This window comes from Pseudomonas sp. NPDC089996 (genome assembly GCF_044748405.1).
Lineage (GTDB): Bacteria > Pseudomonadota > Gammaproteobacteria > Pseudomonadales > Pseudomonadaceae > Aquipseudomonas.
In genome coordinates, this window is sequence record NZ_JBIVGA010000009.1 from 83,965 (window position 1) to 110,229 (window position 26,265).

The following is a 26,265-nucleotide window of genomic DNA, read 5'->3' on the forward strand; positions in this document are numbered from 1 at the left end:
TCCGCTTCACGCCCTGAGGAAGTCAGTCGTGATCGGCCGTTCTTGATCCATAACTGTCGTTCACAAATCGTAGCTAGAGTCCGAGAGTGGTAGCTGTTGGCCAATCGGGCGACGAAGTCCGACATGAGCCTTGTGGAGCTTGCCACGTGATCTGGAATTCGATTCTCAGGGAGACTTTGGTGTTGAACGTGTGCGTCGTCTGATCCCCCCACCGAAGTTCTCAGCGTTGCCCTCTCGCCCAAAAGCACAAACCCCCGCTTGAAAGCAGGGGTTTGTCATCAACCTGACCGGCGTATCAAGCGCCGATTTTTTCTGTCAATACGACTTATAACCCGTCGAGCAGCGCCTTGTTGCGCACCGCACCCTTGTCGGCACTGGTTGCCAGCAGGGCGTAGGCCTTCAGCGCGGTGGTCACCTTGCGCGGGCGGACTTCGGCAGGCTTCCAGCCTTTCTTGTCCTGCTCGATACGGCGGTGGGCCAGTTCTTCGTCGCTGACCAGCAGGTTGATCGAACGGTTGGGGATGTCGATCAGCACTTTGTCGCCGTCGCGCACCAGGCCGATGGCGCCGCCAGCGGCGGCTTCCGGCGAGGCGTGGCCGATCGACAGGCCCGAGGTGCCGCCCGAGAAGCGGCCGTCGGTGAGCAGGGCGCAGGCCTTGCCCAGGCCCTTGGACTTCAGGTACGAGGTCGGGTAGAGCATCTCTTGCATGCCCGGGCCGCCTTTCGGGCCTTCGTAACGAATGATCACGATGTCACCGGCCTTCACTTCGTCGGCAAGGATGCCGCGCACGGCGCTGTCCTGGCTTTCGAAAATCTTCGCCGAGCCTTCGAACACGTGGATCGACTCGTCGACACCAGCGGTTTTCACTACGCAGCCGTCCAGTGCGATATTGCCGTACAGCACGGCCAGGCCGCCTTCTTGCGAGTAGGCGTGTTCGAAGCTGCGGATGCAGCCGTTTTCACGGTCGTCGTCGAGGGTTTCCCAACGGGTCGACTGGCTGAAGGCGGTCTGCGTCGGAATGCCGGCCGGGCCTGCCTTGAAGAAGGTGTGCACGGCTTCGTCATCGGTCTGGGTGATGTCCCATTTGGCGATGGCTTCTTCCATGCTGCGGCTGTGCACGGTCGGCAGGTCGGTGTGCAGCAGGCCGCCACGGGCCAACGAACCGAGGATGCTGAAGATGCCGCCGGCGCGGTGCACGTCTTCCATGTGGTACTTCTGGATGTTGGGCGCCACCTTGCACAGCTGCGGCACCTTGCGCGACAGGCGATCGATGTCGCGCAGGTCGAATTCGACTTCGCCTTCCTGTGCTGCAGCCAGCAGGTGCAGGATGGTGTTGGTCGAACCGCCCATGGCGATGTCGAGCATCATGGCGTTTTCGAACGCCTTGAAGTTGGCGATGCTGCGCGGCAGTACCGAGGCGTCGTTTTCCTGGTAGTAACGCTTGCACAGCTCGACGATGGTGCGCCCGGCAGTGAGGAACAGCTGCTCACGGTCGGCGTGGGTGGCCAGGGTCGAACCGTTGCCCGGAAGGGCCAGGCCCAAGGCTTCGGTCAGGCAGTTCATCGAGTTGGCGGTGAACATGCCGGAGCACGAACCGCAGGTCGGGCAGGCGCTGCGCTCGTATTCGGCGACTTTCTCGTCGGACGCCGTGGAGTCGGCGGCGATGACCATGGCGTCGACCAGGTCCAGGCCGTGGCTGGCCAGCTTGGTCTTGCCGGCTTCCATCGGGCCGCCGGACACGAAGATCACCGGGATGTTCAGCCGCAAGGCCGCCATCAGCATGCCTGGGGTGATCTTGTCGCAGTTGGAGATGCAGACGATGGCGTCGGCGCAGTGGGCGTTGACCATGTACTCGACGGCGTCGGCAATGATCTCGCGGCTTGGCAGCGAATACAGCATGCCATCGTGGCCCATGGCGATGCCGTCATCGACCGCGATGGTGTTGAATTCCTTGGCCACGCCACCGGCGCGTTCGATTTCGCGGGCGACCAGCTGACCCAGGTCCTTCAGGTGCACATGGCCCGGGACGAACTGGGTGAACGAGTTGGCGATGGCGATGATCGGTTTCTTGAAGTCTTCGTCCTTCATGCCGGTGGCGCGCCACAAGGCACGGGCGCCGGCCATGTTGCGGCCGTGGGTGGAAGTCTTGGAACGATAATCAGGCATGAAACACTCCTGGCGGCTTAATCAGGTCACAAAAAGGGGAGTGAGCTTCTCTTGTCCTTTGTGCCGCAGGCCGGTTGCCACTGGCACGGATGGGGCCGAAGACCGCGCGGGATCGCCGCGTGCTTGGCCAGAGCTCATAAACCCGCCGGGGATGACTGGCGATGAATAGGCCGATTCTACACCGCTGGCGCGCGGAAGGAATGGGCGAGCACAGAGAAGCCGAGGCCAAGTGATGAATAAACCGTACTGGCGGAACCAAACCCATACCTATTTAGCACTTTTTTGGCACCCGGTTCAGCCTCCTAGCGAAGACCCACTCATGATTACCACAGCCTCGTCATTTGGCCGCTTGGCGGTCGCTTGTAGCGACATGAATACTGGCAAGGCTGCGTGGGCTTGGCATCGATAAATCGTTAGACATTTGCGAATCACTTTGGCGTTGATGCAGTAGCTGATGGCGCCGCTGGAAACTGTGGCGCCCGGTTGCAGGCAATCCTGAACGACCTGGCTCTGAAGTGTTTGGAATCAGAGCTGCGTTGGCGTATAGAAATCTCGCGATAAGGATAATCGCGTCCGCTAAATAATGATCGGACACCATCGTCCTTAATTCCGGGATTCTGAAGGTGTACCCACCAGGCGCTTACTCATCGGTGATCGCACTGCAACTCAGTCGTAACGCCAAGCGTTTGGTACAGCCGGTAAGGCGTGAGTAAAGCAGATTGCCAGACTTGAGTATTTACACGATAATTTTACCAGCGATACTCGGCAGGATGCTCGAATAGTAGGGAGCATTGGCAGATACAGTTACTGCACGCACCGATCCGCACATGCAGCATTACTGAATGCCCCCTAAATGGAGGTACCTAATGCGTCGAGGCATAAACGCCCGAGTCTCGCTCCGGATAGCTCTCATACACATGTTCAAATACTGCTGAGCACTTCAGGTTGTAGAGTTCAGGGGTATAAGCGCGAGGTAGGCCGAGGTCCAGAACGTCTTCAATTGCTAGCTTTAGTTGCGAGCGGGCAGTGGTCTTCTGTCGCCAATTAATGACGAGCAACTCCTTGAGGCGGGCCAGCAGGTCGCGGGCCGCTTTCTTGACTGCGGCAAGCTCCTCTGGACTGAGGTCTGGGGCAGGACGAGTCAGAATGTCGAAGATGACCAGTTCCTCTTCAGTTACGTTCTCGCGGACATGCCGCTCCTGCTCCTGATTCAGATTCTTGGTTAAGTCTAACAACTCCTGATAAAGCTCCTCAATGCTGCGGCTGCCGGCGTTGTAGCTCTCAATCAGTGCTTCAAATTTCTCGGCAAAGTCGGCGCGAGTGCGGTTTCGTTGAATCATTCCTTCAAGCTTGGTGCGAATCGCCGCCTTCAGTTCCTCAAGGTCGGTGTTCTTGTGCTTGGCTTCCTTGAAGCGCCTAGCTAATGCCTCGAAATTGATTTTTGATAGATCCAGCGCCGGGGGCCCCTGCTCTCGGATGGCATGCCCGGTGATTGAGCCATCCAGCAAACCGTTGATGTTATTCATTACTAGCGAGATGTCAGGCGGATTCGGGTTCAGCCTAGAGCGGATGCATTCGGCCAGCGTCGATATACAGGCAACACGACTAGCAAACTCCAGCGCAGACGGATCAGGTTTGACTGCCTGGTAAAGTGTGCTGATCAGCCTTTCATGCGCAAAGAAGTCACGACGCAGTGAATCAGGAGAGATCAGCTTGTTCATCGCGTCAGCGATGCACTGCAAGCGCTCCAAACCGCCCACTGGTGTTGCCTCGATCTCATCCAGCAACACACTGTGAGCGGCACAGAACGTGGTCACTTCAGCTACTGTATTGCGCAGATCCTCAACCAGTTGCTGCTTGTCTTTGACCGGTTCCTTTCCATTTTTGCCCGCGCCGTAGATGGCCAACGCCTTTTCCAAGGAGGCAAATACATTGGCGTAATCGACGATGACCCCACTATGCTTGCCGGGGAAAACTCGGTTGGCACGCGCAATGGTCTGCATCAAAGAATGGTTTCGCATCGGCTTGTCGAGGTAGATCGTCGAGCAGCTTGGTGCGTCGAAACCGGTCAGCCACATGGCACAAACGAACGCAATGCGCAGCGGGTCTTCAGTGTCCTTGAACTTCTCATCCAAGCCCGGATTCGACTCGTACATCCTTTTGCGATGCGGCTCGATATCCAACCCAAGGCTTTGCATTTGCTGGATTTCGTTTTGCCCTGGTGAAACAATCAGCGCCATGTCAGTACTGGTCAGCACCTCTAGACGTTGTTTCAGCTCCGCTGCGCGCACATCGCGTCTTGCCTGGTCTGGGGTCATTCCGCCGCTATATGCTTGGTATGCGAGTTCACCCAGTTCTTTTCGAACCTGCGCGGTTTCAGCAGCCCAGTGCTGTTTAACCTTGTCGTGCATGCGCAGCGCGGTGGCCTTGTCGATGCATACAACCATCGCCTTGCCGACGAAGCCGCGACTCCCAAAATGCCGTACGATGTCAGCCGCCACAGTGTCCAGCCGGTCCTCACGGGTGATCAGATGATATTGTCGGCCCAGTTCACGCTCCAGCTTGGCCTCTTGGTCTGAGTCGAGTTCAGCATCTTCGATCAGTTGGTAGATATCCTCGTTCAGGTCCGGGTTAACAAGCTGTAATTCTGGAGTGCGGTTCTCATAGAACAGCGGCACAGTGGCGCCGTCTTCGATGGACTGCTGGAAGTCGTATATCGAAACGTAATCACCGAAGATTTCTTTAGTGCGCTCTTCGCCGGCAATCAGCGGCGTGCCAGTAAAGGCGAGGAACATCGCCTTGGGCAGTGCCGCACGCATATTCAGCGCCAGCGTGTCGTATTGGCTGCGGTGCGCCTCGTCGGTGAGTACGATCACATCAGAACGATTACAGAGGATCTCCGGCGTCTGAAATTTATGCACCAACGTGAACACGTATCGGTGATTGCCGCGCAGCAGTTCGCGCAGATGAGCACCACTAGAGGCATGGCACTCATCACCTTCGCCCTCACTCACCGCTCCAGTGGCCTTGAAAGTCTTGGCTATCTGCTCGTCCAGCTCCACGCGGTCGGTTACGACCACAAAGGTCCAGTTGCCGACCAGCTTACGCAGCACTTTCTGGGCGAAGAACACCATCGAAAAACTCTTGCCGCTGCCCTGGGTCTGCCAGAACACGCCGCCACGTCCATGGCCCAGCATGCGCGCTTCCAGCATCGAATCGATCGCATTATTCACGCCGAGAAACTGGTGGTTCTGCCCAATGACTTTGACCAACCCAGCCTTGTGTTCGGAAAATAGCGTGAAGTTCTCGACCAGATCCAGCAGGCGATTAGGGTCGCATGTCCCTCGCAGCATCACTTCCAGCGACACCCTACGCGGCTCATCTTCGCGCTCGATACGCTTCCATCTGACCCAGCGCTCCCAGTCGGCGGTCAGCGAACCGACCAAGCTGTCCGTGCCGTTGGATGCAATCATCAGCGCGTTAAACCAAAACAGCGCAGGAATCTGTTGTTTGTAGTGCGTCAGGTTCTCGTCGAATGCCGCGCGTGCAGGTACGCCGGGCTTCTTCAGCTCGATCACCACCCAGGGCAATCCATTGACGAAGCCCACTAAATCGGGTCGGCAGGTATAGAGCGCGCCGGTCACGCTGAATTGGCTCACCAGCAGGAAGTCGTTGTTCTGCGGCTGCTCCCAGTCCACTACACGCAAACGCTCAATCTTCTGGCCGCCATGTTCGCGGTCAGGCACGGACACCGTAATACCTTCTTTAAGCAGTTGATAGGTCTCGCGATTGGCGGCTTCCGCAAGCATGGCGGAGCGGTCGCGAGTGAGCTCGTCGATAGCGGTAGTGATAGCCTCAGCAGGCAGCGTTGGGTTGAGCTTGTAGAGTGCCGCGCGCAGGCGGGCGGCCAGAACGACCTCGCTCTTGGTTTCGCGTCCCAGAGTGGCGCTGGCGCCGAAGGTTTCTTCGATTGCCGACAGCGTCTGCCAGCCAAGATCGGCAAACAATCCAATGGCAGGTTGCTCGACGAGCTGGTCTTCACTGTAGGCGTAAGCGCTCATTTCTTGGTCTTCCTTGAGGTCTAGCCCTAGGGCTGGTGCGGTAACAGTAGTTCGTGAGGTTGAGAAGGCTTTGTCACGGTATAAGGCTATGACAACAGGCCTTGTATCTGGCACATCATTTCCAGCCGTTGTATGAGCCAGCCACGGTGTGAAATCGTTGGCTTCGTTCTCCATGCTTCACGTAATGGCAATCGCTCCAGCTGAATCAAGCTCTTTGTCATGCTCATACGGACGGATCTACGTTGATCTGACCTGAAAGCAAGCGCGGCAACAATAGGTCGCGGGTGCGACGGAGGTTTTTTATTTGCTTACCATAGATTTCTGCTGTGGATCTCATTCCCTTAACAGTAGACCCGAACTGACGTTGCAGGGCGGTTGGAGGCACTGCCAGGTCAATGTCGGAAATAGCCGCGCGACCAAGTTCGGTCTGTCCAGTTGCCCCAGTTCCGAGGCGTTCGAAGGTCTCTTGGAGATTGAGCAGGCAGCAGCCATAGAAGTCAAGATCGATGCGGGATGCCGCACGGGCAATCGTCACATGGGTATCGATGGTGCATTTATCGAGACATTCATAAACCTGCGCGACACGCCCAAGTGTGCCCACGCCGGTTGAATTGATTAGGACATCACCGAAACAAATCTGCTTTTCGCTTGGTATAGCCTTGGATTGCCTGCGCGCGGGCTCAAGGCTTAGTCGCTGGTTGCGGACGCACTTTTGGTTGATTACAACTGAATCACCCTCTTCGTCATATCGTGGCGTTATTCCTCGGTTGATATATGAAGAAATATCACCGAGTTTTTTCGGCTCCCACCCCTGCGGAATTTCGCCGAGTGGGGAAGCGACCAGTGGCGTGCTTTCATGACCTGGGAAGCGGAAGTGGACGAACCATTCGCGGTAGAGGGCGCGGGCCATTGACTCCAGAATTTTAATGCGCCGTTGGCTATTCTCGATCAGTTCGTCGTAGGCCGACAAGATGCTTGCGGTGCGTTGCTGGACAGAGAGCGGAGGAACCACAATCTTAGTGTCGCAAAAGGCCGACTTGTTGAGTATAGGTGTACGGACGCCGGTGGCTGAGCCAAGCGACAGCAGCTCTTGCTTCCTAGTACGCAGCGAGTAGTAGAGAAATGAAGCATCTACCTCGCTGTTAGGAACAATTGTGTTAAGTTGCTGATTGGTAAATGATGGACGGTCTGTCATAACAACCTCGCCCATTTGCCAGCCAATACAAGATACGCATACGCTATTGGCTGGTAGCTTTATTCGCTTTAGTAGCTCAGCACCTTCAAACGAGAGTGAACGTTGCGTTTCACGAGCGTACTTACCCTGGTGCATATCGCCTGGAGTGATGAATGGATAATTTTCTCCAAAGCAACTTGCCCGTTCTGTGGGAGGCGTTCGACCGGTAAATACTTCACCAAGATCACCAATCCGTAGCTCTGGCCAATTGTGCAAAGCCATCATCATGCTCCCAGAATATCTGCCACATTCGCGGCAATGAACTGCTCTAATTCGCGTGCCTGCATGTTTAGCGATGCCAGTTCCTCATTCAGGGCTTCTAGTTGCTCCTTGAAGTCTTCGTCGCTGACATCCTCGCCCGGTGCCACGCCGACATAGCGACCGGCATTGAGTGACCAGCCCTGGGCTTCGATCTCTTGCAGCGTGGCGACCTTGCACAGACCCAATACGTCGGCGTAGGCGGGCTGATCGCCGAATACCTCCTTGAGCTTGGCTTCGGCATCCGCACCACCAAGGGTAAGGTCGAGTGCCTCTCCGCGATACAGACGTACCAGATTGGCTATGAAACCGATCTGCGCGGCTGTCCAGTCACGATGAGCTCGGTCGATCTGGCGGTAGATATGGCGGGCATCGATGAACAGCACGGTATCGGCACGCGGAGTGTTGGCCTTGCCTTTGTCGAGAAACCACAAAGTCACGGGCAGGGTAACGGTGTAGAACATATTAGGACCAACCGCGACCATCACGTCGACTGCTTGTGCTTCAATCAGCTTCTGCCGCAACTCCTGCTCGGAGGAGCGCGCATCGGAGGCCGAGTTGGCCATGACGAAGCCAGCACGGCCTTGCTTGTTCAATGACGAGTAGAACAGCTGAATCCATAGATAGTTGCCGTTGTCGGTGCGCGGCAGGCCAAAGGGGTAGCGGCGCGACTTCCCTTGAGCATCGTAGCCAACCATGTCGGTCAGGCGCGCTTTGTCCACGGCATTGATGTTGAACGGCGGATTGGCCAGTACAAAGTCGAACTGGCCGACTGCATTGTGCGGGTCGTCGTAGTAACTGTTGACGTTACCGCCATGGCTTATCTGGCCTTCAAGCCCGTGTACTGCCAAGTTGAGGCGGCAAAGGCGGCCAGTTTCATCGGTTTTTTCGACGCCACAGATTGAAAGTTCGGCTGCGGGGTTTTTCTGGTGCTCGGCCACAAAGCGCGCCGACTGTACGAACATACCACCCGACCCACAGGCAGGGTCCAAAATACGACCGTGGAAAGGTTCGATCACTTCGGTGAGCAGGCGCACGATGCTGCTAGGGGTATAGAACTCACCACCGCCCTGGCCCTCGCTCATGGCGAAAGCACCGAGGAAATATTCGTAAATGCGGCCAAAGGCGTCGAAGTCAAGGCTGGCCGGTATTTCGGAGACCTTCTTCAACAGCTCCTTGAGTAGGGTGCTGGTGAACAGGTTATAGGTCTTGGGCAGCACGCCAGCGAGCTTGGGATTGTGCTTCTCGATCTCGCGCATAGCTGTATTGACAGCACCACCGATGTCCGACGCCTCTGGCAGGGTAAGCAGGTGATCGAATCGCGCTTCCTCGCTCAGGTACAGCGTGCTTTCCGCATGGTAGGCCTCTGAAATATCAACCCGGCTACTCCGGCGCGCTGAAGCACCTTCTACTTCAAATTTGGTTCGCAGCAAGGCAAAGCGAACCTCTGCAAAGCGCAGGAATATCAGGCCGAGGATAGGGCCGGAGTATTCCTGTGCTTTCAGACCCGAGTTGGCGCGAAATTGGTCAGCGGCATCCCATAAGCGTTTTTCAAGTGAGTTGGCGGTGGCGTCTCTTTCGGATGGGGCGATCCAATGCATGGTCAGTCTTTCTCAATCTGGTGCAGCCGTGTTGAATGGTGCTCGGAGCTTGCTGGGGCTGAACGTGATCGTCCTAAACTAGGACGTTCAGATCCTATCGCCCTGTAAGATTGCTTGCCCGAGTTTGCGAGGCTTAGACGCCATCGAGGTATGTGGCGCATTATCCGCTAAATTCAGGAGATAGGTAAGATCTTCGTATACGTATGGCCAAGTCATCCACCCGGCCCCGCAAAGCCAAGAAATGGTGTGCACTTAAAATTTAAGAGGGCATCAAGGCCCAAGTCATTCAGGAGTGTGTTCAGCATGGCGCTTCGATTGCCAGCATCGCACTCGACCATAGGCTCAACGCAAGCCTTGTCCATAAATGGATTCGGGTAACAGACTGGCGTACCCAAGTAGCCATGACTCCTGGAGTCTGACTCATAAGCTGATGGCAGCCTTGCACATTCGATGAGGACGGTGCCCTGAGCGTTAGGGGCTAAAGCTCTCGCGCCCCTAGCCGCTGCTGGACCTCTGCTCCAGCGTTCAACTGAGCCCAACGTACTTCTGCCGGAGCCGTGCGTAGGTCCACGGCCGGGCAGCCTGAAGTTGTTGCCGGATGGGGCGGGAGCGCCTGCGCTCCTACCACACGCAGAGACTTGACACGCGTCCGTAGATTTGCGACCCCCAACCCCGATCATCACGCTTGAAGCAAATTCAGCGAGTTGCGCCAGAGAATTGATGCCCTGAAGATCGAACTGCATTGCAAAGTTGACTAAATCTCTTAGATCAACGGCTTCGACATTAGCCCAATGTACCAGTCGATTGCCACGAAAACCGAAGGTGGCTCGCATGGGATCACCAAGAACGCATGTTGAAATACCTGGACCTAACCTGACACGATGGCATGTTGGACGATATTGCAATCTTGCTACTCCTCATAAAGCATCCGCGCATAGCTGGCACGAAGAGGCCGAACAAGGTGTCCAGCGTGCAGCGACTGTTTAGCGACCTCTCGAATTGCAGGGTCGTCAGCGTAGGGCTGATGGAGTACCAAAATTTGCGGGTTGTGGCCGCTTCGCGCCGGAAACTTCGCGATGAGACGCATCGATAACCCGTCGGTGGTAGATATCCGAAGGCAGAGCTAGGAACGCCTGCACCTATCAGGCGAGCGCGCAAAGCTGCAACACCAGCGTTCGTGTGCGTTAGTGCGTTAGTGCGTTAGTGCGTTAGGACGAGGATGGTCTTAGTTAACACAACAATCATCGACGCTATCGTTTGCTAGGAGCCCCTGTACGTGGGATGTGGGGCATCGCACGCGCAGGGGCAACAATCAACAACGCAACTCTTGCTAGATTCGATCCCGATTCGTTTTTTCGGCGAAGCTCAAAAGCACCGTCCATCGAGTTCCAGGCCACGCGGCCTTCCAACTAGTATTCCAAGCAGGTTGACCAATAAATTATTGACCAGAAAAAACAGATAGATACCGACTCATTTCAAATTACCCCGGCTCACTCCCCTGCAAAATAATCACTATCCACCTGCTTAACCTCATAAACCTGCTTAACACTAACCCCCAAATTGTTCTCAACCATCAACCGAGCCAGCTCAACCCCATCAATCAGCACCACCTTGATATCCAGCCCAAGCGCCGCCTCCCTGGCCCCCACGGAAAAATCCGAGGTCGTAATAAACACACCTTTCCGCGCCCGCTGCCGTGTCAACGCCCCGATAAACTTATCTATCTCAGGCCGATGCACCGTGTTGCTCCAGCGCTTGGCCTGCAGGTAGATCACGTCCAGCCCAAGCTTATCCTCATTGATAATCCCGTCGATGCCATCATCGTTCGTTGCCTGTGTCGCCTTGCCGGCCTCTTTCCGCGAGCCGCCATACCCCATGGCCAGCATCAAATCCACCACCAGCTGCTCAAAGAAAATCGGGCTGGCAGCCCTCACCTGCGCCAGAAGGTCTTCCGCAAGCGATTGCATAAGTGCCTGGTGAGCCTCATCCATTTGCTCATCCGGGGTCGTCTCGACGGCTTCCACCGCCCCGTTCTTGATAACGTCCAGCACATCGGTAGCCTGCGGCTTGGCAGTGTGGAAATCGGCAAATTCAGGAAACTGCTTCAGCCAGGATACGGTGATGCGCGAAGGGCCGTTGGCCAGCGCTTGCCGACCGCGATCGGTGATCTGCACCATCCCCTTGCTCGGGATAGTCAGCAAACCCGCTTTGTTGAGATATGTCCTGGTCCAGCCCACGCGGTTGTTGATCACCGTTTGACGCCCGGACGGCAATTGCTCCTTGCGCTCTTCTTCAGTCAGCTGAAACACATCGGCAATGCACTCGCGAAGTCCATTAAGCGGTATCGCCTCGCCGTCCCGAACAGCCTCCAGCACGGGGCGCATGAGACTTTGAAAATCCGGGATCGGCATGACTTTTCCTTTTCGGTCGTCGTGTGGCTTGTTCACACTCAGTTGGCATGATGTCGCACTGACATCCATCCGCAACATGCCATTTCACACCGCAATCGACAACCCCAGCTACGACTCGGTCAAGCGATCACACCCGACGCGCTTTTCTTTTACATCCACCTCAAGTACCGTCGCGGTCGGTCGATACAAGCCAGTGGCCACCATTCTTTTCGCGCCCACCACTTCGACAAATGGACTTCTCGTGTGAACACTCCCCTGCGCCGCACATTTGTTCTGTTCAGCAATTCTCCAACCGGCCTGAACACCCGCCTGCCCCACAACCTGAGGCAGAGCTGAGCATGTCTTCCCGCGATTACCTGTACAAAAATCTTCGCCCCGAACTTGTCGCCCCCGACGCCCCGGCCCAAGCTGACTCCGCTAAAGCGCAACGCAGCATCAAACCGCGCTTCACCCTTGAGCGCGACGTGGTGCTCTCGGCCAGCAATCGTCAGCAACTGGACGAGGCCTTGGTCAAAATTCGCTACCACGACGTCATCTACGAGACTTGGGGTTTCGCCGAGGTCGACCCAAGCGGCAGGGGCACGCTGCTCAATTTCCATGGCGCCCCAGGCACCGGCAAGACCCTCACCGCCGAAGCCTTCGCCGGCAGTATCGGCAAGCGGCTGATCAATGCCAGCATCGCCGACCTGGAAAGCAAGTTCATGGGCGACACCTCGAAGAACATCGTCAGCCTGTTTGCCGCAGCGCGTAACGAAGACGCGGTGTTGTTCCTCGATGAAGCCGACACGCTGCTCGGCCGTCGCCTCTCGTCAGTCACTCAAGGCATCGACAATGAAGTCAACGCGATGCGTTCGACCCTGCTGATCGAGCTGGAGAAACACCCCGGGATCGTGATTTTCGCCAGCAACTTCGCTCGCAATTACGACTCCGCTTTCGTCAGCCGCATCTCTCAGCACATCCATTTCGAGTTGCCCGGCGACGATGAGCGCAGAGCGATCTGGGCCAAGCTGCTGGTTCCAGGTATCCCGCTGAGCGTAGCCCGCGAAGATCTGATCGAGGCGCTGGTGCAGCCCTCTGCCGGCCTCTCTGGCCGGGAAATCCGAACCTGCCTACGCCTGGCGTTACCCAAACCTTTGCTGGAAGGCGGCGGTGGGCGGCTGACGCCTGAGCATGTGCTCGGCGCCATCGAGCAATTGCTGCTGGCACGCAATGACATAAAAGTTTCCACACCTGGCGAACAGGCCGGGCGTACTGATATCGCACGCAAATTGTTGGGCGTGAACTCAAGGAGTGACGGTTAAATGGGCTGGTTGAGCAAGGTCAAAGGGTTTTTCAGCAAAGCAGTTCAGGTTGTCAAAGAGAAGGTCGTAGAGGCTGTCAATTGGCTGGCTGACAAGGCCGAAACCTTCGTGGGTGAAGTCAAGCGCCTGTACAAGGCCGCCAAGCCTTACATCTCCAAAGCCCGTATGGTGCTGCGGACCATCGCCGCGAATGTGCCGGTGCCGTGGGTGCAGGGCATCAGCATGGCGCTCGACAAGGCACTGGCTGTTCTGGAGCATCTGGACAGCCACCCGCTCGTTGCCAAGGTCGATGCGGCGATCAAATGGGTAATCGCTCGCGCCCGCGACATTCAACGCCATCTGCTCAACGATCAGGAAGTCAAAGAAGCCGAACAGCGTGCTGCCGACCTGGAAGCTGCGATGGCCAAGGTTGATGAATCCGGCCGTCAGGCGCTCGAGGCCCTGGCCATGAGCAACCGCTACGAACTGGTCCGTGCCCGCATCAGCCGACTGGTCGAAGATGAAGCCTTCGTCAACTTCGAGCACTACCTGCGCATTCGTGCGGTGCAGAAACTGCTGCCTCTGTACGAACAGCAAATGGAGCAGGTCAAAGAAATTAACAGCGTGCTGGATGAGCCGCTGTTCATCATTCAGGTTGCCAGCCAGCTGATAGAAGGCCACGCAGAACTTGATGACGCGGCCATGGAGCGCCTGGACAGTTTGACCACCGAACGCTTCGGCAAGCCGGTGATCCCGTTCGTGTTCGAAGAGATGATCAATGTGTGGGGCCTGGACCTCAAGCAGCACCAGGACGCGTGGGAGGAACTGAGCAACCGTGTGTCCCGCGACCAGGTCATCGTCAAACGCCTGAACAACCTGGCAAAGCTGGAGCCACTGCCAATCGAGGAAGCCAAGGTACTCGCAGACCTCGAAAAACTACTGCCTGGCGACCTGGCCCATTTGGACAAGCTGGCCAGCGAAGTCCTCGCCAAACGCAACTACGTTTACGCCGCCGAAGGTTTCCTGCAATTGCTGGAAAATGACGAGCAGCGCCTGATCGACCAGGATCGTGAGTACCTCATCGACGACGGTTTCGAGGTGGGTGAACTGCTGATTCGCTGCGCTCAGAATGGCGAGAAATGGGAGAACCTCAAACGCGAGGAGCAATCGCTGATCATCAGCTTCGCCAACATCTTCGAAGCCGACTGCCGCAAGCGTGCCGAAGAGTTCACCCAGGTTGAGGTGGCAGCGTGAGTGGCGGTGTTCTGGAGTTTCTGTCGCCTTCGCTGGGGAATCCGCTGGAGGTGGTGTTCTGCACGGTAATCATGGGCGGCATGCTGGTTTCCCTGATCACCGCCGAGATCTTCGGCCGTGCACCCGCGTGGGAGCGCAATTGGCAAGGCGGCACGCACAAGGGCGCGCTGGACATCGAGCACGGGTCGCTCGGTGAGTTGAACCTGGCCGTTGCTACCCTGCCCGAACGCATCGTGGCCAACATGCCGGGGCTGCTGTTGATCGTCGGCTTGCTGGGCACGTTCCTCGGCTTGGGCATGGCGTTGGACAAAGCGTCTGGAATTCTCCAGGGCAATGCCGATTCGCTCAATGCAATGAGCGATTCGCTGGGCCAGCTCACTGGCATGATGAAAGACCTGGGCACCAAGTTCAAAACTTCGACTTGGGGCATCATTGCCTTCATCGTGCTGAAACTGTGGGACTCTGCGCGCTGGTCCGCTGAAAGCCGCCGGACCGGCTGGTGCGTTGATCGCATGAAGCGCGAGATCGACAACAGCCGAGATCAGCAAAAAAGTGCAACCGAGCTCCGTGACAACCTCACCCGCCAGGCCCTGGCCGCGGTTGGTGATCAACTGGTACAAGCCATTGCCAGTCAGAGCCAAGTGCTCGGCAATGAGCTCAAGCAGCTCAAACTGATGGAGTTCAAGCGCGGACAAATCCACGATGAGCAGTTCGCACAGACCGCCGCCAATCTGGAGGGGCAACTGCAGCAGTTGCAGCAGCTCAGCGGACCAGAAGGCCATCTCGCGACGCTGGCCCGCTACGCCGCCCATCTGCCGCGCCTGGATCTGCTGGAGCGCCACGGAGAGAGTCTGCAGGGCCTCGATGCTGGCCTCGGCCGCCTACAGTCGCAACTGGAGCAGTCCAACCAGCAGCTCACTGGGTTGGGGCAGCAGCTTGAACACGGGCACCAGCTGACCGAGCGCCTGCAGCAGACTGCCACCGTGCAATCAGAACACGCACAACTGGAAAGTGAGCGGCGCGAACGCCAAGATCAAACCTTGCTCGCGACCCTGGCTGAACAGCATGGTGCGCAACTGGACGCAGACCGCACACAGGCTGCTCGTGTACAAGAGCGGTTTGATGAGCTGGCCGCACTTTCGTCCAAAGGTATCGAAGCGACACAAGCAGTCGGCGCACACACCCAGGCCAGCCAGCAGAGCCTGGAACTGTTCGTCACGGCCAGTACCGAAAACCTCAACGCGCTTGAACAAGCCGGCACTACCATGGGTACGGCGGCCAATCAGCTGGCCCAGTCCGCCAGCGCCCTGGAAGGCAGTGTGTTGACCATGGAGAAGAGCGTCGGTGCAGCCATCGACAAGCTCAACGATGACTTCCATGCTCACCTGCAGACAATGCAGAGCAGCCTCGACGGCAACATCTCGCGCCTGAGTGATGTAATGAACGAGCTGCAGACCGGGATGATGGATAACGTCAACCGGATGAGCCAGGACTTCACTCAAAACACTACGGCGATGTCGGAGAACCTGCGGTCGGCAACCGACAATATCTCCGAGGCGGTCCTCAAGCTTTCTGCCGAGGTCAATGACGTGATGGCCAGCGTGACCCGCAACATCGAAGGCGCGAACAAGGCTCAGACCAACGCCAGCGCGATGTTCACCACGACCAACGACGAGCTCAACGGCGCCATCAGTCAGATGGAAAAGAACATGAAGACGCTGGGTGTGCAGATCACCCAAGGTCTGACTGACATCTCCGAGAGCAACCGGAACATGCGGGCCACCGGCAAAAAGCTGGAACAGTTGAAAGAGCTGCCTGACAGCTTTGCCAAGCTGCACGAGCATTTCGAGCAGTTGCTCGGCCAAGGCACGCAAACCGTGCTGATGCTCGACAAGCTGGCGGTGGAGCTGCGCAACGACCCACACCAACGCGGCCAACTGCTCAGCCAGGCGGTAGAAAATCTGACCGAGCTCTCTTCTCAACTCAAGACGCTGGCAGCCAGCACGCAGCAAGGCCGGCAGCAGGTCGCCAGCCTGCCCCAGGCGCTGGCGGACAAGGTCGGTGAGCAGTTCTCCAATCACCTGCAACCGTTGCAGCATGCAGCCGGTTCCACTGTTGCCCTGCTTCAGCGGATGGCCGACCAGAACCAGCAGGCGCTGGCTCGGAAGGCTTCCGACGAGCCTCTGACAGCGTGAGACGGCCATGAAAGACAAACCCAATGAATGGGTCTCGATCTCCGACCTGATGGCCGGCGTGATGGCCGTTGTGATGCTGATGCTGGTGGTGTCGGTGCTGCAGAACAAAGCGGCCGAGGCAGCCATGGCGGTTGAAAAGCAGCAGATGGAGGCTGCTCGTCAAGAAGAGCGCAGCAAAGGCGAGGCGGCCCAGCGGGCTGGTCTGAGCAAGCTGCTGGCGGCTATGCAATCCGACCTGCAGCGCAGCGGCGAGACGGACCTGGTGGACATCGACATACAAAACCGCCGCCTGACCCTCCCCGACAATGCCTTCGCCCGCGGCAGCGCCTGCATTACCCCGGCCGCCAAAGGCGCACTGACCTTGCTCAGCGCGCGCGTGGCCACCTTCATCCACGATTACGGCCAGGGGCAAGTGCTGGTAGAGGGCCACACCGACAACCTGCCGGTTTCCCGCCCAGTCACTGACTATGAGCGGTTCTGCACGGTGTATGACGACAACTACACCTTGTCTGCAGCACGCGCCCGCGAGGCTCGCAAACTGCTGATTCAGGCGCTTGAGCCACAGCAGGCACTGCGCGTCGTGGTAGCAGGCTATGGTGACTCACGCCCCAAGCCGGGCGTGGATCCGGCCAGTGCGCTCAACCGTCGGGTGGAGGTGCAGCTGGTGGTGGCCACGCAGCTTCCGGCGGCAAATTAGCGCGGTGCGGCCCACATTCTAAACTGGCGGGCCGCTCCCCTGAACCTGATCTAGACACCGAGAGGTAAGGACACGATGGCATCTACAGGAATCGATTGCGACGACGAACTCTTCGCCAGCCTGCTCAGCGCCAAGCCTGATGAGGTGGATTTGTTGGTGGACATCATCACCGACTTTTCCAGTGGCCGCGCCGGCCTGGACGCGGACGTCAAGAAGCAGCTGGTGCAAGCCAAGCACAGCTCCCGACCTGCCGGTTACAACCAACAGCAGCTTAAGCTGCTAGGTCACGAACTGCAGCAGTTTGGCGGGCACTCGGCGATGAACCTGGCGCGCAAATTTCTGAAAAAGTCCGCTGTGCCCTATGCCGAAATCGTCAACGACGTATATCAGAAGCTCAACGGCAGCGGTTCTGCGAGCCTGTCCGCCGCCGACAAGGAGCGTCAGATCGCCCTGGCCCTGTTCGGCGCCGGTTGGCGTGAGCTCGCGCCAAGCGAACGCTATGAACGTGCTACCAGCACCAAAGTTCTAACTGGGCTGTTCAAACTCAAGGACGCTCTCTCGGTGAGTTCTGGCGCTGCGGTCGGGCTGTCGGCTGCCAGCAGCGCGGCGTTGTTCACCGTGGCAACCACCGGGTTGCGCCTGAACCCTCTCGGCGCTGCAGCGACGGTTGGTTTCGGCCTGAGCAGCAGCATTGCCGAAGCCTATCGGGTGACCGTGCCCTTTGTGGCCCAAATGGGCTGGATCCGCCTACGCCGCGAAGCGCCTGAGGCAAGTGCCCCAGCGCCGACCGTAGCTGCCAACTCCACACCGAGCAGTTCAGAGCTGGTAGTTCAGAACGACCAAGGCGAAACACTGCTGAAACTCAACACCCTGCAGCGACCGCCCGCAGGCGTACACAGTCCGCTACCCACCGACCAGATCAGTGCGCTGAACCCGTTGCTGGCGAATGTACCGGGCCTCGCGGCGCTAGGAGAAATGTCCAAGGGCAACTATGTAGTTTGCAGTCTGCCATTCGAGACATTGACCAAAAATGCCAACAACGATGGCAGCGTGAGGGCTTTCGTCCGCACCGGGGGCAAGATCAGCGAACAGGCCAGCTTGTCATTGCCCGAAGAGCTGCAGAACGTGCTGCTCAGCGGCGCGGTTTGGAACGCGGTGTCTTCAGCCGTGGGGCAGAAGCACCTGCACGATATCAACGAGAAGCTTAACGCCATCAAGCGCCAGCTGGACAGCGTGCTGCGCGAACTGGACGAAGTCCGCTGGGAAACGCTCGCCGGAATGGTCGACTATACCCAGGACCTGCTTGACCATTACCCCCAAGACGGCATTAGTCACTACGCAGTTCAGGCTCTCGAAAGTCAGCACAGCCAGATTTCGGCGCTGAGGACTTACTTCGAGCGCAAGATGAAAGAAGAGCTGGAAGTCGCTCAAGCTGTGGAGGCCGACAAGCTGTTTGGCGCAGACAGTGCACGCCAAGCGTTGACTGGCAGCCTGGCGAAGATGGAGGGCTGGGTGAGCGGATTCCTGCAAGCTGCTCAGTTGCAGGTTGTGAACAGCGCCTTGCGCTACATGGCTGAGCCGCAGCAACGTCACCGTAGCGCTGCCGCCAAGGTCTTGGAAAGTCTGGGGCAATTGGAAGCTATCGCCATGCAGAGTCGTAGCGTGTACAGCTCGCAGATGGAGCTGACCAGCTCACGAGTCTTTAGCCTCGACAGCACGTTGAGCCAAAGCTTCACGGCGCAACTGAACAGCATTGCCGGCACGCTTGCGCAAGGCCCATTCGACACCCAACAGCTGCACCATTCGCTCTTCAATCAAGGTGAACAGCAGGTGTTGCTGCGTTACCAAGATGGCAAGATCGCCGAAGCTCAACTGCTACAGAGTGCGCTTTGATCAAAGATCAAGCGCGTCGACAACAGGCAGGGGCGCTTAAATGCGCCCCACTGCCCGCCTAACCGTCTCCAACAACTCCCCCAACCGAAACGGCTTCACCAACATATCCATCCCCTCCCCCAAAAACGCCTGCCTATCCCGCGCCTCATCCGCATACCCCGTCATAAACACCACCGGCAACCCCGGCCGATAGGTCCTGGCCATATCCGCCAACTCCCGCCCACTCAACGTCGGCAACCCCACATCGGTCAGCAACAAATCCGGCCCCGGCTCCTGCCGCAACTGCTCCAGCGCCTCATCCACCGTCGAGGCCAACGTACAGCGGTACCCCGCATCAGTCAGCGCTTCAGCCACCGACAACCGCACAGAAGCCATGTCCTCCACAATCAGCACATGCTCCCCATTCCCCCGCACATCTTCCGCAGCCTCGCGGTGCGGGGCGACGGCCGAGTCCTCGGTAGCGGGCAACATCAAGGTCACTTCAGTCCCCTGCCCCAACACACTGCGCAGCACCACATGCCCACCCGACTGGCGAGCAAAACCATAGATGGTCGACAACCCCAACCCGGTCCCCTGCCCCAGCGGCTTGGTGGTGAAGAACGGGTCGAACACCTTGTCCAGCAGCGCGGGCTCGATGCCGCTGCCGTCGTCACGCACCGTCAACGCCACGTAAGGTCCATCACGCAGGTTCGGGTCGCCATGCACCAGCGCCGCGCAGGTCTTGACCCAGATATGCCCGCCCTTGGGCAGGGCGTCGCGGGCGTTGATCACTAGGTTGAGCACGGCACTTTCCAGCTGCACCGGGTCGACCAGGGCGGTGGCGGTGTGGTCCGACAAATCCAGGTTGAGGGTGATGCGTTCGCCGATGGTGCGGGTGAGCAGTTCTTCCAGCGAGCTGACGTGCTGGTTGACGTCCACCGGGCGGGTGTCCAGCGGTTGCTGGCGGGCGAAGGCGAGCAGGCGCTGGGTCAGCACGGCGGCGCTGCTGGCGGAGCTGAGGGCGGCGTCGACGTACTTGGGGACCTTTTCCGTGCGGCCTTCGATGACGCGTTTGCGGATCAGTTCGAGGCTGGTGATTACGCCGGTCAGCAGGTTGTTGAAGTCGTGGGCGATGCCGCCAGTCAGGCTACCCAGGGCGTCCATCTTCTGCAGCTGCAGCAGCTGGGCTTCGGTGCGGGCGCGCTCGGCGACTTCCTTTGCCAGCTGAGTGGTGGCGTCGTCCAGGCGGGCCAGGTGCGAGCGCTCGCGGTGGCGGTGTTCGGTGATGTCTTCGACGAACACCAGGCACAGGCCGGGGGTGCGGTAGGGCGACAGCTGCCATTCGGTGTCGCGGGGCTCGCCGTGCAGGCGCATGCCCAGGTTGCCGCGCCAGCGCTTGCCAGCGCGCAGGTGCTGGCGCAGTTCTTCGAGCGCGTGGTCCTGGCCTTCGGCGAAGCATTCGCGCAGCTGTTGCGGGTCGCGGTTGTCTTGCACCAGGTGGGCGAAGGCGTGGTTGCATTCGTGCACCTTGAGCTCGGCGTCGAGCACGGCAATCGGTGCGGACACGCCGCGGAAGATCTCCTGGAAGCGTGCCTCGCTCTCGCGCAGCGCGCGTTCGCTGTCGCGTACGCGCAGCAGGGTGCGCAGGGTGGCCAGCAGAACGTCCGGGTCCACGGGGTGGATCAGGTAGGCATCGGCGCCGGCGTTCAGGCCGGTGATGATGTCGCCGCTCTGGATCGATGCCGCCGAGACGTGGATCACCGGCAACAGCGCGGTTCTGGCGTCCTCGCGCAGCAGGCGGACGATGTCGAAGCCGCTCATGTCCGGCAGGTTCACATCGAGAATCAGCGCATCGACCTGCTGCTCGCGGATCAGCGCCAGTCCCTCGCCGCCGGTGCCGGCTTCCAGTACTTCGTAGCCGTGCACGGCCAGGCGGCGGCGCAAGGCATAGCGGGTAGCCGCGTTGTCGTCGACGATCAGCAGGCGCACGTCAGGTTTCATCGGTGTTCTCCTGGGCCAGGGCCAGCGGGATGATCACGTAGAAGCATGAACCGATCCCTGGCTCGCTGGTCACCCCCACTTCACCACCCAGCAGGCTGGCGAAGCGCTTGCACAGTGACAGGCCCAGGCCGGTGCCGCGCAGGCGTTTCTGCAGCGGTGAGTCGACTTGGGCGAAGTCCTCGAACAAGGTGTTGAGCAGCTCGGCCGGGATGCCGATTCCGGTGTCACTGACGGCGAAGCGGATCTGGTCTGTACCGTGCAACTGGGCAGAAACCCGCACCTCGCCGTGCGAGGTGAACTTCACGGCGTTGGATATGAAGTTGCGCAGTATCTGCGCCAGCTTCTTGTCGTCGGTGTACAGCCTTGGCAAGCCGACAGGCTCTTCGAAGATCAGGTCCACCGCGCTGGCGTCGACAATCGGCCGGAACATGCCACGCAAGGCGGCGAACAGGTCGAGCATGTCGAACCAGGCCGGCGAGATGGTGATGCGCCCGGCTTCGATCTTGGCCAGGTCGAGCAGGTCGTCGACCATGTCCGACAGCTCGCGGGTGGCGGTGCTGACAAAGGCGACCTGGCGGTGCTGCTCTGCGGACAACGGGCCGTCCAGCTCGTCGGCGAGCAGGCTGGTGATGCTCAGGATCGAGCCCAGCGGGGTACGGAACTCGTGGCTCATGTAGGACAGGAAGCGGCTTTTCAGGTCCGAGGCCTGGCGCAGTTGCTCGGCCTGGATGTCCAGCTCGGCATACAGCGCCAGCACGCCCTGGTTGGTTTCTTCAAGCTCGGCGCGCAGTGCTTCGTTCTCCGCCTGCAGGCGGGCCACCAGTGCCGCCTGGTCGGTTGCGGGTTCAGCCATGGGTGTGCTCCAGGTCGACGACCAGCACCGTCACGTCATCCCGCCCACGGCAGAAGTCGCGGTGCAGCACGGTCGCGATCACGGCCGGGTGGCGATGCACCAGGCCAGGGTAGTCTGCAAGGTTCCAGCGCGATTGCAGGCCGTCGCTGTACAGAATGAGCAGGTTGCCGTTCACCTGAGCGTAGTCGAAGGCCTGTGCCTTGCGGTACTGGCCGCCGACGATGCCAGGGTACGAGGCCAGGCCGCGGGCACGTACACCTTCGATCAGGCTGGCACCGATGTTGCCGATGCCGGTGAAGGCCAGGCTGTTGCGGCAGGCATCATGCTGGGCGATGGCCACGGCGCCACCGCGGGTGCCGGCCATCGCCTGGTGCATGCGTTCGATCAGCAGCAGCGGGTCGATGAAGGCGTCGGCGGCGAAAGCCGCAGCGCCTGCCTGCGCAGCGGTTTCGGCATCAGGCCCGTGGCCCAGGCCGTCCACCAGCAAGGCGCTGAGGCGGTTGCCGTCGATCGCCACGTGCCAGGTGTCGCCGCAGGCGGGGTCGTCATGCAGGGCGTGATGACTGACGCCGATGCGCAGGTCGGCGCCAGCGCTCTGGCGGCGGTACAACCGCGCCAGGATCACCGAACCACGCGCATCGGTATGCACGTCGAATACCTGGGCCAGGCGTGCGATCGCCCCCAGGCCGATGCCTTGGGTGCCGCCTGTGGAATAGCCATCGGCCAGGCATGTCGCGGTATCGAAGCCCTGGGCGCGGTCCACAGCCAGCAGTTCGATGCCCTCGCCATTGGCGCCGGGAACAGCGCGCAGGTGCAGTTCGCCGCGCTGTGCATGCTTCAGCACATTGCTGCCAAGCTCGGTGGCCAACAAGGCCACGCGCCCAGCGTCCTCGCTGTCGAAACCGTGATGTTCGGCCAGCTTCTGCGCCATGCGCCGGGCGTGGCCGACCTGGCTGCTGTCTTCGAGCGGCAGCACGCGGGTGAGGCTGGCGTGGATATTCATGCCCATCGCGTGATCGTCACTCGGGTGCCGGCGCCTGGGGCGGTGTCCAGCTCGAACTCGTCGACCAGGCGCCGTGCCCCGGTCAGGCCCAGGCCGAGGCCGTTGCCGGAGGTCCAGCCGTCGGTCAGCGCCAGCTTGATATCGGGGATACCAGGGCCTTCATCGCGGAACACCAGGCGCAAGCCGGTGCGCCCGGCATCGTCCAGCACCTGCCAGTCCATGTCGCCGCCACCGCCGTACACCACGGTGTTGCGCGCCAGCTCGCTGACGGCGGTCACCAGCTTGGTCAGGTCGACCAGGCGCATGCCGCACTCGCTGGCCAGCTTGCGGGCCAACTGGCGTGCCAGTACCACGTCCTGCTCGATGCGCACCGGCAGGCTGCCACTGTCTTGGGCGTTCATGCGCGCCTCACTGTCTGGCGCAGGCGCTGCATGCCGCGCTCGACGTTCAGGGCGGTGCTGACGCCTGGCAGGTTAAGGCCCAGCTCCACCAGGGTGATGGCCACGGCCGGCTGCATGCCTACGACCATCACCTGAGCGTCCATCAGCCGTGACAGGCTGGCGATGTCGGCGATCATTCGGCCGATGAACGAGTCGACCATGTCGAGTGCGGAAATATCCATCAACACGCCTCGGGCCGAGGTGCTGCTGATGCGGTCGGTGAGGTCGTCCTGCAGGCGCAGGGCCAGTTCGTCATGCATGTCGACCTGGATGGTCACCAGCAGAAATTCGCCCATTTGCAGGATCGGTATGCGTTCCATGGGTTTACCCCCGCTCGGCCAGGCTCACACCCAGGCGCGACAGGGCCAGCTTCAACGCGTCGGCAAGGTTGGCCTTGGTGGTCAGGGTACCCAGGTCGAGCCCCAGGTGGACGATGGTCTGGGCGATCTGCGGGCGCACGCCGCTGATGATGCAATCGGCGCCCATCAGGCGGATCGCGGTCACCGTCTTGAGCAGGTGCTGGGCCACTAGGGTGTCGACGGTCGGTACGCCGGTGATGTCGATGATGGCGATTTCCGAACCGGTGTCGACGATGCGCTGCAGCAGCGACTCCATCACAGTCTGGCTGCGTTGCGAATCGAGGGTGCCGATCAGCGGCAGGGCCAGCACGCCGTCCCACAGCTTCACCACCGGGGTGGACAGCTCCAGCAGCTCTTCTTGCTGGCGCTTGATCACCGATTCGCGGGTTTTCTGGTAGGTGCGGATGGTGTGCATGCCCATGTTGTCGAGCAGTTCGGAAATGCCCCACAGTTGCTCGGCCTGGCGCGCTGGCTCGTTGCTGTAGTGGGCCTGCAACAGGCTGAACAGCGGGCCCTTGAGGCCGAAGATGAAGTACACCGTCTGGTGCGAGTCATGGCCGAGCTGGGCGCGGCTGGCGGAGAGCTTCTCCAGGAACCGACGCACTTCGTCCCAACCCGCTGCGCCGATGTCGCTGCCACTGTCCGATTGCAGGCCTTCGATCAGCAGTTGCAGAAATTCGCGGGTTTCCTGGCTGAGGGTCTGCTCTTTGATATTGCGCGTGGCGCCGCTGGCTTCCAGGCCCGAAACCCACTCATTGAGCAACTGTGCCTGATTGGCCTTGATCGCTTCCAACGTGCTGCCGTGCAGTGCTGCCATGTGCCTTTCGCTCCTGTGCGTTAAGGCCGGCATCCCCATGTGCTCACCGGCCTGCAGAAAATGACATCTACGCTAACAAATAGTTGTGGGGCACAGGAAAGATAGTTGCATGATGCCAGCTTAGCGCGCTGTTGATGGCGCCAGGTCGGGCAACGGGCGACGCAAGAGTGCGCCCACCAGCACAGCGAATACCCATGCTGCGCAGCCTGCGCACAACAGCATCGCCTGGAAGCCGCCCATGAATGCCTGCTGCGCGAGGGGTGCAATGGCATCGCGCAGTCCGGGTTCGATCAATGCCAGTGCCGCCGGCATGTCACCTGCAGCCACCCGCGTGGCCATGGCGGCGACATGGGTCAGCTGATCGGGTGCCAGCTGTTGCAGCGATTGGCGCAGCAACTGCTCACCGCGGCTGGCCAGCACGCCACCGAAAATGCCGATGGCGAGCACGATGGCGCCAAACCGGGTGGTGGTGCTCAACCCGGACGCCATGCCGGTGCGCTCCCGCGGCACACAGGCCATGATGTTCTTCTGGGTGTCGCCATTGAGCAGCCCAGCGCCTGCGCCCAGTACCAGGCTGGCCAGGGCAAAAACGGGGTAGCCCCCAATGCCGACAGCCCAGGCACACAACAGATTGCCCGCGCCCACCAACACCAGCCCCAGGGCAAACACCTGCGCCGGGCTCAACCGCACAGCCAGTCGCATCCCCCAGCGCGGTGTCAGCAACATCGCCACGGCAAACGGCAACATCCCTGCCCCCGCCGCCAGCGCCGACAGCTGCAGCCCGTTCTGCAGGTACAGCGGCAACAACGTCATCATCACCTGCGCACACGCGGCGTAGGCGAACATGCCCAGCAAGGCCCCGATGAAGCGCCCGCTGCGCATCAGTTGCAGGTCGATCATCGGCCGTTCCTGGCTGCGCTCGACCATGATGAACAGGCCGAACAGAAACGCGCTGATCAGCAGGCGGCCGAGCGTATCGACACTGGTCCAGCCCACCTGGTTGGCGTCAATCATCGCCCAGATCAGGCAGCCCAGGCTGCCGGCAAAGGTCAGGCTGCCCATCGGGTCGAGCCGCGCGGCAGCGCTGTCGCGAGACTCTTCGATAGTGCGCAGGACCATCAGTGCCAGCACTGCCACCAGCGGCAGGTTGATGTAGAAGATCCAGCGCCAGCCGAGGGTGCTCGCGATCACGCCGCCGAGCAGAGGCGCGAAGGTGATGGTCGCGCCCATGCAGGCGCCCCAGAAGGCCCAGGCGCGCAGGCGTTCCTCTGGTTCGTGGAAGCGATGGCCGATGGCGGCCAGGGCCGAGGTCAGCAGCATGGCCGCACCCACGCCTTTGGCTGCCCGTGCCAGGTCGAGGAACAGCAGGCTGGGGGCTGCGCCGCAGGCCAGCGAAGCGACGCCGAACACGGCCAGGCCGATCAGCAGCATGCGCTGGCGGCCGAAGCGGTCGGCCAGGCTGCCGGCGGGCAACAGGCAGGCGGCGAAGGCCAGCAGGTAGGCGCTGACCACCCATTCGATATCGGCGAACGCGCCGGACAGGTCACGGGCGATGCTGGGCAGGCTGACAGCAACGATGTTGGTGTCGAGGATGATCAGGGCGCAGACCAGGGAGGCGGTGAGCAGGGTGAAGCGGGCTGAGGGCATTGTTGGGCTCCGGTAATCGTTTGTCTGCCAGATCGCCGGGGCTGCGTTGCAGCCCATCCTGTAGGAGCTGGCTTGCCTGCGATGGACCGCGCAGCGGTCCCCTGCAATGTCACTG

Annotated in this window: 17 protein-coding genes and 2 pseudogenes; 5 read left to right on the top strand and 14 right to left on the bottom strand. The window is 59.9% G+C overall.

Annotated elements, in window-relative coordinates; translation table 11 throughout:
* Nucleotides 1-325: 325 nt before the first annotated feature.
* The 7 genes and pseudogenes from ilvD to ACIPW4_RS17170 form a co-directional block, all read right to left on the bottom strand.
* Nucleotides 326-2,167: a dihydroxy-acid dehydratase gene (ilvD, locus tag ACIPW4_RS17140; protein WP_400659847.1), complete on the bottom strand. Its 1,842-nt coding sequence runs from the start codon at nt 2,165-2,167 to the stop codon at nt 326-328.
* Between the two features lie 863 nt (nt 2,168-3,030).
* Entirely contained in the window at nt 3,031-6,228 is a 3,198-nt protein-coding gene (locus ACIPW4_RS17145) for a type I restriction endonuclease subunit R (protein ID WP_400659850.1), read from the bottom strand.
* 223 nt (nt 6,229-6,451) lie between these two features.
* Nucleotides 6,452-7,684, bottom strand: a complete 1,233-nt coding sequence (locus ACIPW4_RS17150) for a restriction endonuclease subunit S (protein ID WP_400659852.1) — start codon at nt 7,682-7,684, stop codon at nt 6,452-6,454.
* Between the two features lie 2 nt (nt 7,685-7,686).
* Nucleotides 7,687-9,321, bottom strand: coding sequence for an N-6 DNA methylase (locus ACIPW4_RS17155; protein ID WP_400659854.1), 1,635 nt, complete (start codon nt 9,319-9,321; stop codon nt 7,687-7,689).
* Nucleotides 9,322-9,718: 397 nt separating this feature from the next.
* Nucleotides 9,719-9,926: pseudogene (locus ACIPW4_RS17160) on the bottom strand (DNA helicase UvrD); the annotation flags it as partial.
* 177 nt (nt 9,927-10,103) lie between these two features.
* Nucleotides 10,104-10,509 (bottom strand): annotated as a pseudogene (locus tag ACIPW4_RS17165) (DNA helicase UvrD); the annotation flags it as partial.
* A 302-nt stretch (nt 10,510-10,811) separates the two neighbouring features.
* Nucleotides 10,812-11,732, bottom strand: a complete 921-nt coding sequence (locus ACIPW4_RS17170; RefSeq protein WP_400659857.1) for a restriction endonuclease — start codon at nt 11,730-11,732, stop codon at nt 10,812-10,814.
* Between the two features lie 338 nt (nt 11,733-12,070).
* Between ACIPW4_RS17170 and ACIPW4_RS17175 the strand changes: the two genes are divergently transcribed.
* From ACIPW4_RS17175 to ACIPW4_RS17195, 5 genes are all read left to right on the top strand, one after another.
* A complete protein-coding gene (locus tag ACIPW4_RS17175; RefSeq protein WP_400659859.1) occupies nt 12,071-13,033 on the top strand; it encodes an ATP-binding protein in 963 nt (320 codons plus the stop codon).
* Complete coding sequence (locus tag ACIPW4_RS17180; RefSeq protein WP_400659862.1) at nt 13,034-14,266, top strand: hypothetical protein; 1,233 nt, start codon at nt 13,034-13,036, stop codon at nt 14,264-14,266.
* Nucleotides 14,263-16,461, top strand: a complete 2,199-nt coding sequence (locus tag ACIPW4_RS17185; RefSeq protein ID WP_400659865.1) for a hypothetical protein — start codon at nt 14,263-14,265, stop codon at nt 16,459-16,461. The genes ACIPW4_RS17180 and ACIPW4_RS17185 overlap by 4 nt, the downstream gene beginning before the upstream one ends.
* Nucleotides 16,462-16,468: 7 nt before the next feature.
* On the top strand, nt 16,469-17,158 hold the full coding sequence (locus ACIPW4_RS17190; RefSeq protein WP_400659867.1) for a flagellar motor protein MotB: 690 nt from the start codon (nt 16,469-16,471) through the stop codon (nt 17,156-17,158).
* A gap of 75 nt (nt 17,159-17,233) precedes the next feature.
* Nucleotides 17,234-19,051: a hypothetical protein gene (locus tag ACIPW4_RS17195; RefSeq protein ID WP_400659870.1), complete on the top strand. Its 1,818-nt coding sequence runs from the start codon at nt 17,234-17,236 to the stop codon at nt 19,049-19,051.
* Nucleotides 19,052-19,087: 36 nt separating this feature from the next.
* On the opposite strand, the gene ACIPW4_RS17200 is transcribed toward ACIPW4_RS17195, so the two are convergent.
* The 7 genes from ACIPW4_RS17200 to ACIPW4_RS17230 all read right to left on the bottom strand — a co-directional run bounded on the left by ACIPW4_RS17200 (nt 19,088) and on the right by ACIPW4_RS17230 (nt 26,150).
* Nucleotides 19,088-21,031: a response regulator gene (locus ACIPW4_RS17200; protein WP_400659873.1), complete on the bottom strand. Its 1,944-nt coding sequence runs from the start codon at nt 21,029-21,031 to the stop codon at nt 19,088-19,090.
* Nucleotides 21,021-21,884, bottom strand: coding sequence for a sensor histidine kinase (locus ACIPW4_RS17205; RefSeq protein ID WP_400659875.1), 864 nt, complete (start codon nt 21,882-21,884; stop codon nt 21,021-21,023). The genes ACIPW4_RS17200 and ACIPW4_RS17205 overlap by 11 nt, the downstream gene beginning before the upstream one ends.
* The gene (locus ACIPW4_RS17210; protein ID WP_400659877.1) at nt 21,877-22,887 is read right to left on the bottom strand and encodes an ATP-binding protein; all 1,011 of its coding nucleotides are present in this window, start codon (nt 22,885-22,887) and stop codon (nt 21,877-21,879) included. Before ACIPW4_RS17210 ends, ACIPW4_RS17205 begins: the two co-directional genes overlap by 8 nt.
* The gene (locus tag ACIPW4_RS17215) at nt 22,884-23,288 is read right to left on the bottom strand and encodes an anti-sigma regulatory factor (protein WP_400659879.1); all 405 of its coding nucleotides are present in this window, start codon (nt 23,286-23,288) and stop codon (nt 22,884-22,886) included. Before ACIPW4_RS17215 ends, ACIPW4_RS17210 begins: the two co-directional genes overlap by 4 nt.
* Nucleotides 23,285-23,647 (bottom strand): STAS domain-containing protein, encoded by a 363-nt coding sequence (locus tag ACIPW4_RS17220; RefSeq protein WP_400659882.1) that lies wholly within the window; start codon nt 23,645-23,647, stop codon nt 23,285-23,287. The genes ACIPW4_RS17215 and ACIPW4_RS17220 overlap by 4 nt, the downstream gene beginning before the upstream one ends.
* A gap of 4 nt (nt 23,648-23,651) precedes the next feature.
* The gene (locus ACIPW4_RS17225) at nt 23,652-24,503 is read right to left on the bottom strand and encodes an STAS domain-containing protein (protein ID WP_400659884.1); all 852 of its coding nucleotides are present in this window, start codon (nt 24,501-24,503) and stop codon (nt 23,652-23,654) included.
* 120 nt (nt 24,504-24,623) lie between these two features.
* On the bottom strand, nt 24,624-26,150 hold the full coding sequence (locus ACIPW4_RS17230; protein WP_400659886.1) for an MFS transporter: 1,527 nt from the start codon (nt 26,148-26,150) through the stop codon (nt 24,624-24,626).
* Nucleotides 26,151-26,265: the final 115 nt, after the last annotated feature.

What these genes read in the sequence shown, in the direction of transcription:
- ilvD (WP_400659847.1), bottom strand. Translation starts at nt 2,167, where the DNA reads ATGCCTGATTATCGTTCCAAGACTTCCACCCACGGCCGCAACATGGCC.
- ACIPW4_RS17190 (WP_400659867.1), top strand. Translation starts at nt 16,469, where the DNA reads ATGAAAGACAAACCCAATGAATGGGTCTCGATCTCCGACCTGATGGCC.
- ACIPW4_RS17220 (WP_400659882.1), bottom strand. Translation starts at nt 23,647, where the DNA reads ATGGAACGCATACCGATCCTGCAAATGGGCGAATTTCTGCTGGTGACC.
- ACIPW4_RS17180 (WP_400659862.1), top strand. Translation starts at nt 13,034, where the DNA reads ATGGGCTGGTTGAGCAAGGTCAAAGGGTTTTTCAGCAAAGCAGTTCAG.
- ACIPW4_RS17150 (WP_400659852.1), bottom strand. Translation starts at nt 7,684, where the DNA reads ATGGCTTTGCACAATTGGCCAGAGCTACGGATTGGTGATCTTGGTGAA.
- ACIPW4_RS17200 (WP_400659873.1), bottom strand. Translation starts at nt 21,031, where the DNA reads ATGAAACCTGACGTGCGCCTGCTGATCGTCGACGACAACGCGGCTACC.
- ACIPW4_RS17215 (WP_400659879.1), bottom strand. Translation starts at nt 23,288, where the DNA reads ATGAACGCCCAAGACAGTGGCAGCCTGCCGGTGCGCATCGAGCAGGAC.
- ACIPW4_RS17155 (WP_400659854.1), bottom strand. Translation starts at nt 9,321, where the DNA reads ATGCATTGGATCGCCCCATCCGAAAGAGACGCCACCGCCAACTCACTT.
- ACIPW4_RS17210 (WP_400659877.1), bottom strand. Translation starts at nt 22,887, where the DNA reads ATGAATATCCACGCCAGCCTCACCCGCGTGCTGCCGCTCGAAGACAGC.
- ACIPW4_RS17230 (WP_400659886.1), bottom strand. Translation starts at nt 26,150, where the DNA reads ATGCCCTCAGCCCGCTTCACCCTGCTCACCGCCTCCCTGGTCTGCGCC.
- ACIPW4_RS17225 (WP_400659884.1), bottom strand. Translation starts at nt 24,503, where the DNA reads ATGGCAGCACTGCACGGCAGCACGTTGGAAGCGATCAAGGCCAATCAG.
- ACIPW4_RS17195 (WP_400659870.1), top strand. Translation starts at nt 17,234, where the DNA reads ATGGCATCTACAGGAATCGATTGCGACGACGAACTCTTCGCCAGCCTG.
- ACIPW4_RS17170 (WP_400659857.1), bottom strand. Translation starts at nt 11,732, where the DNA reads ATGCCGATCCCGGATTTTCAAAGTCTCATGCGCCCCGTGCTGGAGGCT.
- ACIPW4_RS17145 (WP_400659850.1), bottom strand. Translation starts at nt 6,228, where the DNA reads ATGAGCGCTTACGCCTACAGTGAAGACCAGCTCGTCGAGCAACCTGCC.
- ACIPW4_RS17205 (WP_400659875.1), bottom strand. Translation starts at nt 21,884, where the DNA reads ATGGCTGAACCCGCAACCGACCAGGCGGCACTGGTGGCCCGCCTGCAG.
- ACIPW4_RS17175 (WP_400659859.1), top strand. Translation starts at nt 12,071, where the DNA reads ATGTCTTCCCGCGATTACCTGTACAAAAATCTTCGCCCCGAACTTGTC.